Origin of the sequence: Thiocapsa sp. C2-2m (genome assembly GCF_041903745.1) — a bacterium.
GTDB classification, from domain to species: Bacteria; Pseudomonadota; Gammaproteobacteria; order Chromatiales; family Chromatiaceae; genus Thiocapsa; species Thiocapsa roseilacustris.
The window spans coordinates 51,203-70,544 of sequence record NZ_JBBWVD010000005.1 but is presented as its reverse complement, the minus strand read 5'-3'; the positions used below and the strand labels follow the sequence as shown (position 1 = coordinate 70,544).

Below are 19,342 nucleotides of genomic sequence, written 5' to 3'. Positions count from 1 at the left end.
TTGCGCAGTGTCGGGGCCCACTGAGGACGCATCGTGCATCGCGCCAACGCTTTCGAATGGATGAGTGACGACTATGAATCAAGATCTTGTCAACAAGTGGGTCGTCATCCTGATGGCGCTCGGGATCTCCGCGCTGTTCCTTGCGATGATCCAACAGTTCCTGATGGCGCTCTTTCTCGCCGGGCTCTTCAGTGCGATGGCGCGCCCCCTGTTCCTGTGGCTGCAGCCGCGTCTGCGGGGCAGTGCGAGCCTGGCATCGCTCGCCACACTCCTGGCGGTGGCAGTGGTCGTCCTGATCCCGCTCGCGTTGCTGGTCGCGGTCGTGGTGGGGCAGGCGCTTGATGTCACCCAGACCTTCGTGCCCTGGCTCAAGGAGCGCCTCGCCGATCCGGATGCCTTCCTGGAAGGCATGCGTCGCTTGCCCTTCTACGAGGATCTGCTGCCCCTGCGCTCGATCTTCATCGAACGTGCGGGCGAGGCCGCAACCTTCGCCAGTAAATTCGTCGTCGGGGGGCTTTCGTCGCTCACGGTGGGCACGCTGAACTTCTTCTTCATGGCCTTCGTAATGCTGTACAGCATGTATTTCCTGCAGATCGACGGCCACAAGCTGATCAACAAGATCCTCTACTACTTGCCGCTGAAGAGCGCCGACGAGCGGGTCCTACTGCAGAAGTTCACCTCCGTGACCCGTGCCACGCTGAAGGGAACGCTCCTGATCGGGATCCTGCAGGGCGGACTCGCCGGCATCGCCTTTGCCGTTGCCGGGATCGAGAACGCGGTGTTCTGGGGCACCGTCATGGTGGTCTTGTCGATCATCCCGGCGGTCGGCTCGGCACTCGTCTGGGTGCCGGCGTGCATCGTCCTCGCCGTGCAGGGCCAGACCGGAAGCGCGATCGGCTTGGCTGTCTTTTGTGCCCTGGTCGTCGGCAGCCTCGACAACCTCCTGCGGCCGATCTTGGTGGGACGCGACACCAAGATGCACGAGCTCATGATCTTTTTGAGCACGCTCGGCGGCATCTTCATGTTCGGCTTCAACGGGCTCTTTATCGGGCCGCTGATCGCCTCGCTCTTCATCTCGATCTGGGAGGTCTACGGAGTCGAGCTCGCTGATTTTCTGCCGGATGTCGATGTGGTTCTGGCGGATCTCGGCCCCGTCGCCGAGGCGCCGAGGGCGAGCCCCGCGCCCGGCTCGCCCGACGGACCGCCCGACCCGTCCCCCGAGCCGCCGGACCGCAATGATCGGGTCTCATGATGAAGGTCGAATCGCCGACCGGGCACCTGACGGCGTGTGTGCGCGGGTCGCTGGCGCTGTCGATGGAGTGCGATCCATCGCTGCAGATCCGCTTCGCCGTCGTGATCGGTCTGGGCTGCCTCCTGCTCCCGCTCATGGCTGCCGTATCGTCCCCTGTCCGCGAGGATGCCGCGCAGCGTGCGGTGCCCGCTACGCCGGTCGTCGTTCGACTGGCCTTGCAGTGGCGCCCGCAGAGCCAGTTTGCCGGCTACTTCATGGCGCGGGAGAAGGGGATCTATCGTGCATCGGGTCTGGATGTTCAACTGCTTCACGCGGATGCGGAGCACACCTCGCTCGGCATGTTGCGCGACGGTTCCGCCGACCTGGCAACCGCCTTCCTGACCGACGGGATCATGGCGGCGGTCGCGCGCGCCGGGATGCCGCTGCCCGGCGGACCGAACGCGTCTGACGCACTCCGGATCGTCCAGGTGGCACAGATCGTCCAGCGCTCGCACCTCATGCTGATCGCCTGGAAGGATATGGGTGTGGAGCGCGCGGCCGATCTGGACGGGATGCGGGTGAGTTATTGGCAGGGGAGCTTTTCAGCCGCATTCGATGCCTTCTTTGCCGCGCATAACGTCGAGCCCATCCGCATCCCTCAGTACGAATCGGTGAACCTCTTTCTCAAACGCGGCGTGGCGGCCTGTGCCGTCATGTATTACAACGAGTATCACCGTATCCGGCAGGCCGGGATCGACACCGATCGGCTCACCGGCTTCGTGATGAGCGAGGAGGGCTTCGGCTTTCCGGAAGACGGGATCTACGCCACCGCGGCCTGGATCGGCTCGCATTCGGAGGTCGCGCGCAAGGTCCGAGAGGCGACGCTTGTAGGTTGGGCCTACGCGCGTGACCACCCCGAAGAGACCCTGGATCTGGTGCTGGCCGAGGCCAGAGAGGCCGGGGTGCCGGCCAATCGCCCACACGAGCGCTGGATGCTGGAGCGCATCATCGAGTCCATCTTCGTTCCGGACCAGCCGGGCCAGCCAGCCCCGACACCGGGGGCACTCGATCCGACGGATTTTCTCTCGGCCGCGCAAGCCCTTCTGGCGGTCGGCCTAGTGGAACGGATCCCGAGGGTCGACGCCTTCGCCCCCTTCGACGCAAGCCCGCCATGATCCCGCGCACCGTGACCCCGCTGCGCCATAGCCTGCGCACGCGACTCTTGATCGCGACCGTCGGCGTCACCGGCGTCATCCTCGCGGCCGTGATCCTCTGGGGCTACTTCAGCGTCCTGAATCGCTTGGAGTTGGATGCGAGGCAACGCGCCTCGGCCATGGCCGAGGGCTCCGCCGACAAGATCGATTCGGAGCTCGCCGGCTTGCAGGGGCTGGTCCAGGGCATGGCATTGGTTCTGAGGACGCAGGCCCTGGCAATCCCCTTCGATCAGGTCCGCGCGCTTCAGGCGGCGACACTCGAGGCGCATCCGCAGATCCAGGGCATGACCATCGCGTTGCTGCCCGAGCTCAAGCCCGCGGATTGGCCCGATGCAGCACTCGCGGTCGATCGTCGACGCCATGGACTCGTTTACCGCCAGCTTACCCGCGAGGACGAGACCTATCTCGCCCGGGATTGGTTTCACCTGCCGCGCTACCTCGAGCAGGGGACCTGGAGCGAGCCCTATCTCCGGTCGGGCGGTCTGAAGATGGTGACCTACTCGGTCCCGCTGCACATCCCGAGCGAGACCGGTCTGCGTTTCGCCGGAGTCGTCACGGCCGATATCGATGTCGGCTGGCTCGATCGCGTCGTCGCCGAGCTGCCGGTCGGCAGGCAGGGCTACGGCTTCCTCATGACACATAACGGGACCTATATTTCGCATCCCCTGAGTGCGGTCGTCTTCAACGAAACTGTCTTCAGCATCGCCGAGGCACGGGGAGACGAGGCACTCAGGGCGACCGGACAGCGCATGGTGTCGGGACAGCCTGGTCTGCTGAGCTGGATCAGCTGGGCTCATCAGGAGCCGAGCTGGCTCGCCTGGCATCCCTTGGCGACCACCGATTGGACTATGGGAACGGTCGTGTCACAGGCCGAGCTGCGCGCCGACATTCGTCGCCTGAGCCAAGAGAACGCCTTGGTCGGCCTCCTCGGGATGGGCCTTCTGGTGCTGGCGGTCTGGCTGGTCGCGCGCTCGATCACGCGTCCGGTCACCGCGCTCGGCGCGGCTGCTGCCACCCTCGCCTCGGGCGACCTCGACGCGCCCCTGCCGATGCCCGAAGGGCGCGACGAGGTCGCCTTGCTCACGGCGGCCTTCGGGACTATGCGAGACAATCTGCGTCGCTATATCGCCGATCTCGCCGAAACCACCGCCGCACGCGAGCGGATGAACGGCGAGCTGCGCATCGCCCACGACATCCAGATGGACCTGGTGCCCAAGACCTTCCCGCCGTTCCCCGAGCGCGACGACATGGACCTGTTTGCGGTGATGGAGCCCGCGCGCGAGGTCGGCGGGGATTTCTATGACTTCTTCGCGCTCGACGACGAGCGTCTGGTGCTCGCCATCGGCGATGTCTCGGGGAAGGGCGTCCCGGCCGCACTCTTCATGGCGGTGACACGGAGCTTTCTGCGCTCGGCGTTCCGGGTCGACGACGACCCCGGTCGCGCGCTCTGCCGGGTCAACGAGGATCTGGCCGAGAGCAATGAAGCCTGCATGTTCGTGACCCTCTTTTGTGCGGTGGTGCATCTGCAGGATGGTCGTGTCGAGTACGCCAATGCGGGTCACAATCCGCCGCTCCTGGTTGATGCGCAGGGTCGCGTCGACTGGATCGGCAAGCCTTATGGACCGGCCGCCGGGGCCATGCCCGGCAGCCTCTATACCACCGGGCGCTTCAGGCTGACGCAGGGCGCGCTGCTGCTCCTCTACACCGACGGTGTGACCGAGGCGATGGACCCGGGAGGTCGTCTCTACGGCACGGATCGGCTCGCGAAGCGTCTGGAGGCGTTGCGCGCGCTGGATTGCCGAGGCGGTCTGAATGCACTCCTGGACGACATCCGCTCGCACGCCGCCGGGACCGAACAGTCCGACGACATCACCATGCTCATGTTCAAGCATCTCGAGGAGGGTCTGAACGGAGCGTCCCCGCCGCGGGAGGAGGGCGACGGCATCCTGAGATTGGACATCGTGAATCGCCCGGACGCTCTTAGCGACGCGCTTGATCGGGTCGAGGGTTTTATCGAGGCCGGCCGGGCTGCGCCGCGCCTCGCCGACGCCGTCAGGCTGGTGCTCGAAGAGCTGCTGACCAATACCATCAAGTACGGCTACGACGACACAGCCGAGCATCGGATCGAGGTGGTGCTCGGGCTCGGTCCGCCGGCAACCCTCTGCATCGAGGACGACGGTCATGCCTTCGATCCGGTCGCCAGCATGCCGACCGTCGATCCGGCGGGATCGGTCGAGGATCGGCCGATCGGCGGTCTCGGCCTGCACCTGGTCCGGTCGCAAGCGGCGTCGCTTCGATATCGGCGTAGCGAGGGTCGCAACCGGCTCGAGATCGTCTTTCCGGATTAAACCGCGCCCGGCGGGGTATGGGATGTTTGTGGATGGGATCGGTCTCGCAGCCTTGACGACCCTTGGAGTCGGCGCGGTTTAAGGCGATTTCCGCAAACATACCCGTAGGTTGTGCTGACGATGGGAAGCACAACTTGCGCCGACGGTTGGTTGTGCCTCGCACGGCTCGGCACAACCGACGCCCTCGACGACCCTTGGAGTGGGCGCGGTTTAAGGCGATTTCCGCAAACATACCGGTAGGTTGTGCTGACGATAGGAAGCACAATATCCGCCGACGGTGAGTTGTGCCTCGCACGGCTCGGCACAACCGACGCCCTCGACGACCCTTGGAGTGGGCGCGGTTTAAGGCGATTTCCGCAAACATACCCGTAGGTTGTGCTGACGATAGGAAGCACAACATCCGCCGACGGTGAGTTGTGCCTCGCACGGCTCGGCACAACCTACACCCTCGACGACCGTTGGAGTGGGCGCGGTTTAAGAGATTAAAAAATATAAAATATTAAATATTGAACCGCGTCCCCGCTAAGGGTCGTGGATGCAGCGAACGTCGAGCTCACTCGAAAGTCGGCATCTTGCTCTGGACGCGGTTTAATTCGGGTGCGGTTCAGACGGCCATCGCGCCGAGCGCTTCGTCCAAGCTCCTATAGCAGGACATGATGGTCGCAAAACCGCTGATCTCGAGCACCTCGCGGATCTGCGCGTTGGCGTTGCAGAGACCGAAGGCCCCGCCCGCCTGCTTCAGATGCTTGGTGGCCTTCAGAAGCACGCGCAGGCCCGCACTCGAGATGTAGTCGGTCTTTCCGAAATCGACCAGGATTCGGGTCTCCCCTTGCTCCATCGCGCCCGTGATCAGTTGATCGGCCTCGGGCGCGCTCTGGGTGTCCAGACGGCCGTTCGGCATCAGGATCAGCACACCGGCGTTCTTACTCGAGAGAATACTCATGGCTCGTCGATCCTTGCATCAGTGATTGAACTGCAGTCGAAGCTCGGCTCGGCCCGCGCCGGCGCGGCTGTCGACCCGGTCGGCCAGGTTTCGGATCAGCACCCCCGAGAGGTTTGCCATCGCCGCATCGAGTGCCGGGGCGTCGTCGTCCATCTCCAACAACGCCCGCGCATCGAAGGGTTGCAGCGCGGCGAGACGCACGGCGCGGCCCGGATAGCTCAGTGTCAGGCTCAGGGTTTCCTCGTCGAAGCACGCCTTCAAGCGCGCCGGACCATCCATGGCACCGGCCTGTCGCAGGGCCTCCAGCGCCTCGCCGACGGCCACGCCGGCGCGCACGATGACCTCGCGCCGAGCCCCCCAGTCGGCGCCGCGGTCCTCCAGGAAGTCCGTTGCCTGCGCCGCCGGGAGCTTTGAATCGAGGGCGCTCTCGGCTTGCCGTGCGATCCCGATCCGAAACAGAAGATTCAGGACAATTGCGCAGAGGGTGCCGACCATCAAGCCGGATCCCAGGAGCGGCTCGAGCTCGGGCGAGAGCCGGGAGGTCAGCTCCGGGAGCATGAACACGGCCGACCCCGCCATCAAGCTGAGCCCAACGACGGCGCGGCGACGGGCATCGAGGAGGCGCGACAGGATCAGCTCGGCCCCGGAGACCATCATGTAGGCCGCGGTGTAGAGCAGGATCGCGCCGACGACCGCGGCCGGCAGCAAGATGACGAAGGTGGTGATCTGCGGCAGAAACGCCAGGACCATCAAGAGTATGCCGGCGACGACGCCCACTCGGCGGGCGGCAACGCCGGTGACATGGGCAAGCCCCAGGTTGGCCGAGGAGAGCACGGTCATGACCGTACCGGTCAGACCGCTCAAGACGTGGCAGAGGCCGAACCCGTAGAGCAGTCGTCCGATCATCGGCAGATCGGGGCGCTTCCATTGCTTGTTCGTCATTCTGTCGATGGTGACGGCGCATCCCACGGTGTCGACGGCATCGACGATCGCGACCATGAGAAAGGGGATGATGGCGGCCGCGACCCACACAGGCGTCGGTGCCTGGTATTGGGCGCCCGGAACCGCAAACCAGGGCTGGGCCGCGACCTGCGCCAATTCGTCCCCGCCGAAGTGGCCGGTCACGACGGCGACAGCGAGGCCCGCGCCTGCGCCGATCAGCAAGGCGAGGATGCGCGCGCGTCCGGCGGACCATACCGAGAGTCCGACGATGGTCCCCAGGGTGACCGCGGCGATCAAGAGGGCATCTCGGTCGAGCCAGGCGACGCCCTCGGCGTCCAGGCCCGCGGCGCGGTCAATGCCGCCCGGGATGAGGCTCATGCCCAAGAGCATCAGCATGATGCCCGTGACTTCGGCCGGGAAGAGCAGCCGCAACAACGGAAGGAACCGGCCCAGGATCATCACGAGGAGACCCGCGATCAAGATGCCGCCGGCCGCCGCGCCCGGCCCCAAGGCATTGGCCACGGCGATGAAGACGAACATGGTGATGGGGTTGGGGATCTTCACCAGCAGATGGCCGGCGCTCATGCGGGTGGTGAGACCGTTCAGCAGGGTGCCGAAACCCATCACCAGGATGCCGAGCGCGACGAAGTCGCGCAGATCGGTGTCGTGCAGGCCGATCGCCCGACCCACGATCACGCTGTAGACCACCAGCATGAGGGCCACGAGCGCATGCTGAAGTCCGGCGCTCAGGGTCGTCGACCACGGCGGTCGGTCCGAGGCCGTGTAAAGCATGTCACGCGGTTTCTCGCGTTGTCCGTCGGCGAACGGGGGTAGTATCCGATCGAGCGCCTTCTTCCAGTCCATGTCAGGTTCCGCGCCGATGGCGTCCTCGCCCGGCTGTGACGGGGGTGTCCCCGATGCGTCCCCGGTGCGCCTGCAATGCGTCCTCTCAGGCTCGGCCGAGCCAGCGCTTGGCTCTAAGCTTGAGCGAAGCCTCCGAATGGCCCGGCTCCTCGACCATGCCGGGCGGATCGCGCCCGGGGTCGTCGGCCAGCCAATCCAGCGGCTCGAAGACACAATCGAGGAGCTGTGCCAGCGCCGGAATGACGCGCCCCTCGAGCAATGACCGCTCCCGCCCCGCGAGGCGACGAAAATACAGATTCAGCTCGTCGATATGAAAGCGTGCGGCCTCGGCGAAGGGGTCGAGCGGCACCTCGAGCAGCATCTCGAAATCCGGACCCAGTCGTGCCGCCAGTGCCTGCTGGTCGGCCCGGCGAAACCGGGCCTGCAAGGCGGAGCGGCGTGGCGATTCGGCCGAGACGTCCACAATGAAGGTCAAGGTCAGATATCCGCTTGCGTCGGGACGCGCGAAGGACGCGATCTTGAGCACCCCTTCAGGGGGCGTATCCTCGGCGTCGGTCATGAGGAAACCGGCGAAGGCGATCATCCCCTCCCGGGCCTTGCCCGAGAAGAGGCTTTCGGTCACATCGTAGAATTCCTGCACGATCATCCTCCCGGACCGCAGTGCGCGGGCTCTCCGTATCAACGGCTTGACCGACCCGTGGGGGATTTTGCGCCGAAAGGCCGGGGGTCACAAGCGCGGCCACCGATCCGTGGCTACCGATCCGCTTAGCACCGATCAGTTTCCGAAATCTCTCACGGAGGCACGGAGACACGGAGCGCACGAAGGACAGATCTCGGATTCTCCGTGCCTCCGTGAGAGGCATGTCGCGTTGGAATCAGGGAGCCGACCGACGTCAACCGATAGGTGGCAAGCGCGATCCGCTCCGCCCCGATCGGCTCAACCTCCGATCGGTCCGCCATCCTCCTTGGTGACGACGACGACCGAAGGGCGGGGCGGCAGCTTGGGGTCGAAGTCCGGCCAACGCGTGGCGGGGTCTGCGAAGGTCGAGGGGCGCTCGAAGCCCGGATAGTCGAGTGTGCCGTCGGTGGCCGGGTGCTGCACGGCCAGAAAGAGGGTGCGTCCGTCCGGGGTGAAGCAGGGTCCGCAGAGCTCGGCACCGACCGGTACCCGGAAGAACATGTGCCCGGTGCCGCGTCCGCTGCCCTCGGTTTCCAGCGCCCAAAGCCCGTCGGCGCTGCCGGATGCGCCGTGCCAGGCCTTACCCTGATCGGTCGCGACCCAGAGTCGGCCCTGATGGTCCAGTGCACAGTTGTCGGGGCAAGCAAACCAGCCGCTCTCGCCGGTCGCCGGGTTCCAGAGTGCGGCGGTTGCCGGGTCTCGCGGATTGCCGGCCTTGATCAGAACATCCCAGCCGAAACGCTCCGCCGCATGATCGCCGGCGGGTGGGATCAGCTCCAGTAGATGACCCCACAGGTTGGCGGCGCGCGGATTCGCCGGGTCGAGCTGCTCGGCGGTGCGCTCCTTGTTGTTGGTGAGCATCACATAGACGCGGCCGTTGTGCGGATTCGGTTCCACGTCCTCGGGTCGGTCCATCGGGGTCGCGCGGAGCAGATCTGCAGCCCGACGGGTCTCGATGAGGACATCGGCTTGCGAGTGGAAGCCGTTCTCCGGGGTCAGACCGCTTTGGCCGAAGATGAGCGGGAGCCAGACGAGCGTGCCGTCCGGCTCGAAGCGTGCGACCGAGAGCGTACCCGCGTCCAACAGATCGCGGTTCGCCGCGCGATTGATCGGGTCGACCTTGCCGGCGGTGACGAAACGATAGAGATACTCGAAGCGCTGGTCGTCGCCCGAGTAGAGCACGAGACGGCCATCGGCGTTGACGATGGACTCGGCGCCCTCGTGCTTGAAACGCCCGAGCGCGGTGCGCTTGATCGGCGTGGAGGCCGGGTCGAGCGGGTCGACCTCGACAATCCAGCCGAAGCGGTTTGCCTCGTTCGGCTCCGCGTTGACGTCGAAACGCTTGTGGAACCGGGCCCAGGCGAAGTGGCCGGCAGGCACGCCGTAGCGTCCGTAGTTGCGTTTCTCCGGATGTTCTGCGAAGCCGTCCGCGACGGTCGCGTCCGGATGCCGATCCAGATCGCCCGAAAAATAGCCGTGAAAATTCTCCTCGGCCATCAAGTAGGTGCCCCAAGGGGTAATGCCCCCGGCGCAGTTGTTGAGCGTGCCGATCACGCGGGTACCGCTCGGATCGGCCGCGGTCTTCATGCGGTGATGCCCGGCGGCCGGCCCGGTGACCCCGACCTCGGTGTCGAGCGCGGTGATCCGGCGGGCGTACGCACTGTCCGGGACGACGGACCAGCGCCCGGCGTTCTTGCGAATCTCGAGGATGGATCCGCCGTTGCACGCCATCTCGATCTCGACGCGCTCGGGGGTCGGCTCGCCCCCGCTCGGGAACATCACCTCGGCGTTGGTGTACTCGTGATTGACGCACAGTAGGCCATGCTCGGAGCCCTTCGATCCGAGCGGCAAGGGCACATAGCCGACATAGTCGTTGTTGTAGCCGAACTGCCGGATCTGCGCGGCGGCGCTTTGGTGATCGGGGTCGAAGGTCGGAGCGCCCGGCAGGAGCGGATCACCCCAACGGATCAGGATCTCGGCCCGATAGCCGGGTGCCACATGATGGGTCTCGTCGACCCCATGCGCGATCTCCTCGAAATCGAAGCGGGTGTTTGTGGTCTCGCGCTCGCCTTCCGGCTGCGTGACCGCGTCCGCAAGGAGCGCCAAGGGAGCGGTCGCGAGACCGCCGAGCGCGCTCGCGGCAAGCGCACCGCGCAGCAGATCGCGCCGGCTGAAGCGGGCCTGGATGATGTCGCCGAGCGTGGCCGCGGCGCTTGGGTTGAGGGGGCGATCTTCCGACGCCTCATGGGCCTCGGCTGGACATGAATAGCGCTGATCGATGCTCGACATGATAGTTTAGAAGCTCTCGCTGTCCTCGGGTCGGTAACCCGAAGTTCTTGTTTTTCCTTTGCGTCCTTTGCGCCTTTGCGGTTCCGAATGCCTGCGGTCCATCTGGTCTTGGGTCGGTTCGGGCGACCCTAACGGCAGCAACCGGCTACTTGCAGACACTCGTGTTTTGCCGCCCAGAGTCCGCAGTCGCGTGTACAGCTAAACCTCCCGATGTCTGCGAATTACCTGTACAGTCCTCGGCATTCACACGCTTGAATGGTGTGATGGGATCGATCGTGACGATCCGGCCGCGACGGCGGAATCCTGCGCGTGCTTTGCCAGACAGATCGAGCACAACTCGAGTCGAAGCCGCTCAAGATGCAATGGTTTGCTGATAAAGCCGTCCATGCCAGCCTCCAGTGCCTTGGCCCGATCCTCGGGGAAGGCATTTGCGGTGAGGGCAACGATGCGTGGCTGGCGGGTTAGATCCAGCGCGCGAAGCCGCTGCGTGGTCTCAAGGCCATCCATCCCCGGCATGATGAAGTCCATCAAAACCACGTCGTAGTCGTTCTGTTGGACCATCTCCAGTGCTTCGGGACCTGAAGCGGCAATGTCCGGCTGATGCCCGAGGCGCTCGGCCATGCGCCGAGCAAGCAACCGATTGACGGGATTGTCATCGACAATCAGAAGTCGAATGCTCGGTGCCGTACATGGACAGACGTTGTCGTCATCTGCCGTATCACGGGCGCTCGGCGCATCCTCAGCCCGCTGCAGGTGCACATCGAACGAGAAAACGGACCCTTGCCCCGGGCTGCTGTCGCATGAGATCTCTCCGCCCATCGCCCGCACGAGCCGATGGCAAATGGCTAACCCCAGTCCGGTGCCTCCGAAATGTCGGCTGGTCGACACATCCGCCTGGGAAAACGGCTGGAACAGACGCATCTGCTGCTCGGCGCTCATACCGATGCCGCTATCGGCGACGCGCACGCGCAAGCGCCAGCCGTCGGCTGTCTCGTCCGCGTCTGCCTCAAGGCGCACCTCACCGTGCGGCGAGAATTTCACCGCGTTGCCGATGAGATTGGTAAGCACCTGCCTCAAACGGAGGCGATCTCCATTGACCCACTGCGGCAGTGGCGCAAGCTGCGTAAGCAGTCGCACGCGTTGAGGAGATTGCTGTGCCTCAAACGAGCGCAGGGTGCCCTGCAGCAGATCGGCAGGGTCGAAGATTTCCTGCTCAAGCTGCAGCTTTCCTGCCTCGATCTTGGAGAAATCGAGGATGTCGTTGATCAGCGCGAGCAGATTACGACCATTATCGTGAATCAACAAAACCTGTTCCTGATGCTCGGGTGCCAAAGACTCGAGCGACAGGAGCTCAGACATGCCGATGACCGCGTTCAGTGGCGTGCGGATCTCGTGGCTCATCACCGCCAGAAAGTCGCTCTTCGCGCGGACCGCCTCCTCGGCGCGCTCAAGGGCCGCGTGCAGCTCGGCCGTGCGCGCTCGGACCTGCTCCTCTAAAGCGGCGGCCTGGCGATGCAGTGCCTGATTGGCCTCATAGAGCTCAAGGCTTTTCTCTTCCAGCAGCCGCTCCGCCTCCTTGCGGGCACGCCGCTCGCGTTCGGCGCGCCGAAGCAGCCGGCCTGGATCGGTTTGCGTCTCGGTCATGTTCGGCTGAGCTCGAAGCGCACGTGCCCGCCCTTGTCGTCCAAATCATATCTCGCGATTGCGACCGGCGTCCCATAGTGCGCGATACACTGACGAATCAGACCCTCGGCCAAATCGCCCATGTGTCGGTCGGAGCGATAGAGCATGCTCAGGTGGTCCCGGTCCGGCCGATCAATCTCGAAGCGGGGTAGTTCCGCATTCGGATAGAGCTTGCGGACCTGTACATGGATCACATCCTCGATCCGTTCGAGAAAATCCAGGCTATTGCCGATCCCGTCGAAGAGCTCAGCGTGATGAACGTGGAACCGCTCGAACAAGAACTCTCCAAACGCCCGAATCAAGTCCGGAGCCGGGGTGCCCGTGCGCTCGGACAGTGCTCCGACCAGGGCAACCATCTCTCGATGACTGTAGGTGCCGACGCTCGTGTAGGCGCCGCCCGAGGGCAGATCACAGGCGTCGATGATGTCATCCGCCATCTCGGGGGAGAACTCGGCCTCGACCATCTCGAGGAACTCCACAAATACAACGCCTTTCATGAGCTCGCTCCCCCCTGGGCCCGTCGCCACAACTTGGCCAATAGCTGATTTATCTTGTCGGCCAATCCTAACGGAAGCCGGCAAGGCTAGGGTAGTCAAAACTCTTCTCTGGATATGTTGGAAACAACACGACGGCGGTTTAGAGCTTTGCGATACGCTTCCCGACCGGGCAGATTCGATTCGATGGAGGACGCAGCGGTTGACGACGAAACGGCAGGAACGCGAAACCATTTCCTTGGCACTCGGCAGCGGAGGAGCCCGCGGACTCGCCCATATCGGCATCATCGAATCCTTGACCGCGAGGGGCTATCGCATCACCTCCATCAGCGGCGCCTCGATGGGTGCCTTGGTCGGCGGAATCTATGCCGCGGGCGAGCTCGACGCCTACAAGCGTTGGGTCTGCGCGCTGAACCTGGGCGATGTCCTGAGGTTCGTCGATATCGCCTTCAGCGGGGCCGGTTTGCTCAAGGGCGATCGCATCATCGAGACCTTGCGTGCGATGGTCGGAGATCATGCCATCGAAGACCTGTCGATCAGGAACGGATCCGACAGTTCTTCGATGCGATCGGCGAGACCCTGGGAAGGCGCGACGATGAGCAACTCGGTGTGTTCGATCTCACGCTCCGGTCCTTCGAGACCATGCAGAACGCCATCGCGGCTCTCAAGCTCGCCGCCTATCGCCCGGACGTCTTGATCGAGGTCCCGCGCGATGCTTGCGCCGCGCACGAGTTTCACCGGGCGCGCGAGCTGATCGAGCTGGGGCACCGGCTGGCGGAGGAGGCGATGGCGAGGCGCTGACCACGCGCCCGAGGATCTCCGACATCGCGTCCGCGGCACGGAACCCGACGAACGGGTTCGACGCTTGGCGATTCGGGAGGTGGTGCGTCCCTGCACCGGCGGAGAACGGGTTGCGGGTCTGGTATGAGCGCTCAGTGCGCGGTCGCTGTAATGGCCTCTTCGCGCGTATAGAACCGACCGTCGCGGATGAATCCGGAGACGATCCCCGGGCGGGTCGCAGTCACATGACCTTCATGATCGCGATGGAGGATCCAGGAGTCGGGCAGACCGTCGAGTAGATGCACGGGCGCCGGGGTCCCGTCCGCAAAGCGCGAGAGCACCGCCTCGCCGCTCGCACCGTCGAGATAACCGGGGCGAAATCCAAACGATCCGTTGTTCCGGCTGACGCCTCCGGTACGCGCGTATAGGACGTTTTCGTTTCGAAGTGACGCTTGCGTCAGTGCCCCGTGGAGCCGGCGTGCGCGTTCCTGATCCCGTGTCGTCCCGAGCTGCGTCCGAGTCTGAAGTTGAAGATCGTTCATGGGTTTCTCCTCGCCTCCGAAAAATGAGGCTTTCGATGGAGATTCAAGCATACGGCGTGCCGAGGACGGGATCCATTCTGATGCGACTGGCTCCGTCGATCGCTGTTCGGTCGCGATCCCGGTTGCGATCCAGTTCCAGATCCGAAGCCGGTCCTTGATGATGACCTTCCAGGGACAGCACCCGATACCGCGCCTGGCATAAGGCAATTGGCGACCTGATCACCGATGTCTATACTTCAAGGCGGGACGGACCGGCCGGCTGCTTCGGTAGGCATCGATTCCCGCTGGGTCGGCTGGCACGACAACCGGATTTTTCAGACGCTTGAACCGCGCCGACTCCAACGGTCGTCACGTCTGCCGGGGCCGATCCCATCCAAAAACATTGCATACCGCACCGGGCGCGGTTTAAGGAGCGAAAGAGCATGTTCATGCGGCCTTGTCGAATGCGTCGGTTAGCCCTTTTCGCCGGCTGCGCGTGGCTGATATTGAGCGTTGCCGATAGTCTGTCCGAACCGATCAGCTATACGCTGCCGCCGAACTTCTCGGGTACAGAAGCGGGGTTTGCTTCTATTGGTCCGATCCAATACACCTTCGTGGAAAAAAATCCGGACGGAGCGATCAACCGGAGCTTTGACTACACAACGAGTCCGGCAAAACTCTGGTATGCCTATTTTCCTGCCGCGTCGGGAGCCGAGGCGATCTATCGCGATCCGACCGGGACACCGCTTTTTGTTTTTCTCAACGGTGGACCGGGTGCTGCGACCAGCGCGAATCTGTTTGCCAACAGCACGGCGCCCTACACCATCAATCGCGACCTTGTCGAGCCGGGTGGGCCAGGCTACGCCCCGAATCCCTGGAGTTGGACAGCGCTCGGGCATTTGCTGTACATCGACCCGGCACTGACCGGGTTTTCCTACAATCTCGGGCCGGCAGGGGTGAATCATCCGAACCCGTTCGTATCCGCCCCCATCCGCACCGCCGAATTTTTCGGGCGAGGTAATTTCAATCCTTTCATCGATGCCGCGCAGTTGCTTCGGGTCGTGCTCGGATTCATCGAATCGCACGAGGCGCTAAGCTCCAGCCCGGTCGTCTTCGTGGGGGAGAGTTATGGCGGAACGCGCGTCGCGACGATGATGAACATGCTCTTGTTTAGTGCGGACTATGACCGCGGCGGGCAGGCATTTTACTGGGATCCGGAGCTGGTCGAATCGATCCGCCGCCATTTTGGCGTGAATGGTGCCGAGGAATTGCTGCCGGAAACCGTGGCCTCCCGATTTGGCCGTCAGATCCTGATCCAGCCGCAACTGACGTCTTACCAAGATGACGTCCATGACTTGCTCTACTGGGACCGGAAGCCATCCATCATCGATCATGTTGCCGAGGTCGCCGGTCACCCCGGCGAGTTCTCACGCAAACGCTTATGGTGTATCTCGCAATGGCCGCCGCTGTTCGGCAAGGCCAATTGCGCGATCATGGGATACCTGCCGTTGTGGGATCGCGACCGCTACAACTGGTCGAAATACGCCGCTTGGTCGGACGAGCTCGAGGCCTTCGCAAGCGCGCAGCTCAATCAGATCGACACGCTCGATACCCTGCTGGGTATCGATGTCTCGTCAGTGGCCGATATCAAACCGGATGTGCGCAGGAGGGCATATAAGGTGCTTGGCTTCGATCCTCCGTCCCTTGGCCAGGCGCTCAGAGAAAACCCCGACAACCAGTGGGTCGCGTTGCAGTCCCGAAGAACCGAAAGCCAAGGTTTGAATGCCCTAATGACCGGCTCAGGTACACTGGAAGACGCCTTCGGACCTCTGAAACGTTGGGATCGCTATTTCACGTCTTTCAGCACCGAAGTCTATGCCGCCTTCGCGCTGAATGTCGTCGCGCCCGAGTATCGGACGTTGCCGCTGAACGCAGACAACCACCCGACGTATGGGGAGCTTTTTCTTCGGAATATCCGTTATATCGAGACCTTTCTGACCGATGCGTTTTATGATCTGGTGATTTATTCGGAAGCGCTGCCGCTGGCATTGGAGAAACACGAAAGTGTCCACAGCGTAAAACGGAAACCCGGCAATACCGAGCGGGATGAGCCGGGGCAGTTCGAGATCTTGTTTTACGACGGACCCCCTGTCGCCTTCTATTATCCAAGGTATGTGAAGTCCGGTCATGCCGTAAGCAGCAGCGAGCCCGGGAAACTCCGCTCGGACGTTTCGGTGTGGCTCGATCCCGGTCAGCCTTAAACCGCGCCCAGCGCGGTATGCGATGTTTTTGGATGGGATCGGCCCCGACAGACTTGGCGATTGTTGGAGCCGGCACGGTTTAGGCGAATTGCGGAAACCGATATACCAAGGGTGCAGGTTGTGCCGAGCCGTGCGAGGCACAACCAATCGTCGGCGAAAGTCGTGCTTCCTATCGTCGGCACAACCTACGAGCCTAATCGTTGTCGTTGTCCGATCCGATTACGACAACGAGCAGAGCAGAGTCTTAAGAGCACTTTTCCTGGTTCCGGCTTATTGGTCCACTTGTGTCTGTCGGAGTCAATCCAGCGGGAGATTTGCGCGCTCCACCACACGCCGCAGGACGAAGCTCGAGTGCACGCCGGTCACCCCTTCGATGCGTGTGATCTTGTTGAGCAGCAGGTCCTGGTAAGCATCCATGTCGCGCACCACGACCTTGAGCTGGTAGTCGGCGTCGCGTCCGGTGATCAAGAGACATTCCTGCACCTCCGGGATGGCCGCGACAGCGGCGTCGAAGCGCTCGAAACGCTCCGGGGTGTGCTTGTCCATCGAGATGCTCAGGAGCGCCATGAGGTTGAGCCCGAGCGTTTTGGCGTCGAGCAGGGCCGCATAGCCGCGGATGATGCGCGACTCTTCAAGTGCTCGGACGCGTCTCAGGCAAGGCGAGGGCGACAGGCCGATGCGTTCTGCCAGCTCTTGATTGCTGATGCGTCCGTCGCGTTGCAGCTCCTCGAGGATGCGCCGGTCGTAACGGTCGAGCTTCATCGGGGTTGCTCCGTCCGGTAGTTACGTCCGGGATGGCGATTGCTGATCTGCCGAACAAGTCGCGAAGAGTGGCAGATCCTTGCGCAGATGAACCCGTAGAAAGGCATTTTTGCAATCATCTGCGTGCCTGTCGAGCCTATTCTATCCCCGTCGGCCAACCAGCCGCGAACCGGGCAAGGGCTCACGAGGCACCCGCCCACCAGGCTCACAGTCCTTACCGGGACGCGAGCGGCCAGCGCCTTACCAAGGCACTGCAAACCGGTTCCGCCCCGCCGTTTGCTCGGCGCGGGCGTGAACGATCCATCTGCCGGGGATGGCTATCAGCTATCAGCTATCAGTTCTCGGCGATAAGGTTTGATTTGACGGCGTTTCGTCGAACGCATTGACTCAGCTGACGGCTGACGGCTGACGGCTGACGGCTGACGGCAGCTGCAGCGCACTCAAGACTCCGGAGAAGAACATGACCCGTTTTGACCCCCGAAAATATCGTCGCGGTCCGGTGGTGGATCTGCCGAATCGCCGCTGGCCGAGCCGTGTTGTCGAGCAGGCTCCGATCTGGGCGAGTGTGGACCTGCGTGACGGCAACCAGGCGCTGTTGGAGCCGATGGGGGTCGCCCAGAAGCGTCGTCTTTGGGCGTTGCTGGTCAAGATGGGATTCAAGGAGATCGAGATCGGTTTCCCGGCGGCGAGTCAGCCGGACTTCGACTTCGTGCGCTGGCTGATCGAGGAGAACAAGATCCCCGAGGATGTGACCGTCCAGGTCTTGGTGCAGGCGCGCGAGGATCTGATCCGGCGCACCTTCGATGCCTTGGAAGGTGCCCCGCGCGCGATCGTCCATCTCTACAACTCGACCTCGCCGGTTCAGCGTGAATGGGTGTTCGGTCAGGATCGCACGGGCGTGACGGCAATCGCCCGTCAGGGTGCCGAGTGGGCTCTGCGCGAGGCGCAGCGACGGCCCGAGACGCGCTGGACCTTCCAGTACTCGCCCGAGAGCTTCACGGCCACCGAGCCGGACTACGCGGTCGAGGTCTGCGAGGCGGTTCTGGATGTCTGGCAGCCGACCCCGCAACGTCCCTGCATCATCAATCTGCCCGCGACGGTGGAGGTCGCGAGCCCGAATGTCTTCGCCGATCAGGTCGAATATTTCGGAACCCACATCTCGCGGCGCGATGCGATCGTCCTGTCGGTGCATACCCACAACGACCGCGGAGGTGCGGCTGCTGCGGCGGAGCTGGCCCTCTTGGCGGGTGCGGACCGGGTCGAGGGGACCCTGCTCGGCAACGGCGAGCGCACCGGTAATCTGGACATCGTGACCCTGGCGATGAACCTCTACAGCCAGGGCATCGATCCGGGTCTGGACCTGAGCGATCCGGACGAGATCGTCCGGGTGGTGGAGGAATGCACCGGCACGGCGCTGCACCCGCGCCACCCCTGGGTGGGCGAGCTGGTCTATACCGCCTTCTCCGGAAGTCACCAGGATGCCATCCGCAAGAGTCTGATGCGTCAGAGCCCGGAGGAGCCCTGGCAGGTCGCCTACCTGCCGATCGACCCGCGTGATCTGGGTCGCAGCTATCAGGCGGTGATTCGGGTCAACAGCCAGTCCGGGAAGGGCGGCGTCGCCTTTGTCATGGAGCGCGACTTCGGGCTGAACCTGCCGCGTTGGATGCAGGTCGAGCTAGCCCGATTGGTCCAGGCGCAGAGCGAGCGGCGCGGCGGCGAGATGGATGCCGAGAGCATCCGCCGCATCTTCATGGACCATTTCGTCGTCGATCGAACCCCGGTCCGGCTGCTCGGTTATCGGCTGGATCGCAACGGGCACGACGTCATCGAGGCCCGCATCGCGGGTCCGGACGGGGAGCACCGGCTGCGCGGAGAAGGGGACGGCGCCATTGCCGCCTTCGTCGATGCCTGGTCCCGCTGGAGCAGCAAACCCGTGCGCATCCTGGATTATCAAGAGCATGCGATCGGCGAGGGGACGGACGCCGAGGCCATCGCCTATGTTCAGCTGGAGGTCGGATCGCAGCGGATCGCCGGCGCCGCCATCAATCGCGACACGGTGGCCGCCTCTCTGGGCGCCGTCCTGTCCGCGCTGAATCGCGGCGAGGCCCGACAGGCTCGGGCGGCGTAGGTTGTGCTGACGATAGGAAGCACAACTTCCGCTGGCGGTTGGTTGTGCCTCGCACGGCTCGGCACAACCTCAGCGTGGAATCGCGGCGAGGCCCGACAGGGTGGAGGAGCGAGAGCGACGTCCAGGCACGGCGAGGCGCTGCGATACGCTTTCGGCGTCCGCGCCTGTCTGCTGCGACGGTACGCCGCGCCTTCCACTCTCTC

13 protein-coding genes and 1 pseudogene are annotated in these 19,342 nt (G+C 63.8%); 6 read left to right on the top strand and 8 right to left on the bottom strand.

The genetic code is table 11. The features are described 5' to 3' along the window. The first annotated feature begins 73 nt into the window (after positions 1-73). From AADX97_RS05150 to AADX97_RS05140, 3 genes are read left to right on the top strand one after another with little or no spacing between them, the layout of a single operon-like run. Positions 74-1,252, top strand: a complete 1,179-nt coding sequence (locus tag AADX97_RS05150; protein WP_374232334.1) for an AI-2E family transporter — start codon at positions 74-76, stop codon at positions 1,250-1,252. After that, positions 1,249-2,406, top strand: coding sequence for an ABC transporter substrate-binding protein (locus AADX97_RS05145; protein ID WP_374232333.1), 1,158 nt, complete (start codon positions 1,249-1,251; stop codon positions 2,404-2,406). The genes AADX97_RS05150 and AADX97_RS05145 overlap by 4 nt, the downstream gene beginning before the upstream one ends. After that, positions 2,403-4,793, top strand: coding sequence for a SpoIIE family protein phosphatase (locus AADX97_RS05140; RefSeq protein WP_374232332.1), 2,391 nt, complete (start codon positions 2,403-2,405; stop codon positions 4,791-4,793). The genes AADX97_RS05145 and AADX97_RS05140 overlap by 4 nt, the downstream gene beginning before the upstream one ends. A 604-nt stretch (positions 4,794-5,397) precedes the next feature. On the opposite strand, the gene AADX97_RS05135 is transcribed toward AADX97_RS05140, so the two are convergent. From AADX97_RS05135 to AADX97_RS05110, 6 genes are all read right to left on the bottom strand, one after another. Beyond that, positions 5,398-5,736, bottom strand: a complete 339-nt coding sequence (locus AADX97_RS05135; RefSeq protein WP_374232331.1) for an STAS domain-containing protein — start codon at positions 5,734-5,736, stop codon at positions 5,398-5,400. Positions 5,737-5,754: 18 nt separating this feature from the next. After that, on the bottom strand, positions 5,755-7,542 hold the full coding sequence (locus tag AADX97_RS05130) for a uracil-xanthine permease family protein (protein WP_374232330.1): 1,788 nt from the start codon (positions 7,540-7,542) through the stop codon (positions 5,755-5,757). Positions 7,543-7,627: 85 nt separating this feature from the next. Then, positions 7,628-8,182: a hypothetical protein gene (locus AADX97_RS05125; RefSeq protein ID WP_374232329.1), complete on the bottom strand. Its 555-nt coding sequence runs from the start codon at positions 8,180-8,182 to the stop codon at positions 7,628-7,630. A gap of 297 nt (positions 8,183-8,479) precedes the next feature. Then, positions 8,480-10,510, bottom strand: a complete 2,031-nt coding sequence (locus AADX97_RS05120) for a PhoX family phosphatase (protein WP_374232328.1) — start codon at positions 10,508-10,510, stop codon at positions 8,480-8,482. Between the two features lie 243 nt (positions 10,511-10,753). Beyond that, entirely contained in the window at positions 10,754-12,154 is a 1,401-nt protein-coding gene (locus AADX97_RS05115) for an ATP-binding protein (RefSeq protein ID WP_374232327.1), read from the bottom strand. Further along, on the bottom strand, positions 12,151-12,690 hold the full coding sequence (locus tag AADX97_RS05110; RefSeq protein ID WP_374232326.1) for a heme NO-binding domain-containing protein: 540 nt from the start codon (positions 12,688-12,690) through the stop codon (positions 12,151-12,153). Before AADX97_RS05110 ends, AADX97_RS05115 begins: the two co-directional genes overlap by 4 nt. Before the next feature lie 199 nt (positions 12,691-12,889). On the opposite strand from AADX97_RS05110, the pseudogene AADX97_RS05105 reads away from it, so the two are divergent. Next, positions 12,890-13,488, top strand: a pseudogene (locus AADX97_RS05105) (patatin-like phospholipase family protein). 131 nt (positions 13,489-13,619) lie between these two features. Here AADX97_RS05105 and AADX97_RS05100 read toward each other — a convergent pair. Continuing rightward, on the bottom strand, positions 13,620-14,009 hold the full coding sequence (locus AADX97_RS05100; RefSeq protein WP_374232325.1) for a hypothetical protein: 390 nt from the start codon (positions 14,007-14,009) through the stop codon (positions 13,620-13,622). A 422-nt stretch (positions 14,010-14,431) separates the two neighbouring features. On the opposite strand from AADX97_RS05100, the gene AADX97_RS05095 reads away from it, so the two are divergent. Continuing rightward, positions 14,432-16,249: a hypothetical protein gene (locus tag AADX97_RS05095; protein WP_374232324.1), complete on the top strand. Its 1,818-nt coding sequence runs from the start codon at positions 14,432-14,434 to the stop codon at positions 16,247-16,249. 297 nt (positions 16,250-16,546) lie between these two features. On the opposite strand, the gene AADX97_RS05090 is transcribed toward AADX97_RS05095, so the two are convergent. Beyond that, on the bottom strand, positions 16,547-17,011 hold the full coding sequence (locus tag AADX97_RS05090) for an Lrp/AsnC family transcriptional regulator (protein ID WP_374232323.1): 465 nt from the start codon (positions 17,009-17,011) through the stop codon (positions 16,547-16,549). 460 nt (positions 17,012-17,471) lie between these two features. Between AADX97_RS05090 and leuA the strand changes: the two genes are divergently transcribed. Continuing rightward, positions 17,472-19,139, top strand: a complete 1,668-nt coding sequence (leuA, locus tag AADX97_RS05085; RefSeq protein ID WP_374232322.1) for a 2-isopropylmalate synthase — start codon at positions 17,472-17,474, stop codon at positions 19,137-19,139. Positions 19,140-19,342 lie beyond the last annotated feature (203 nt).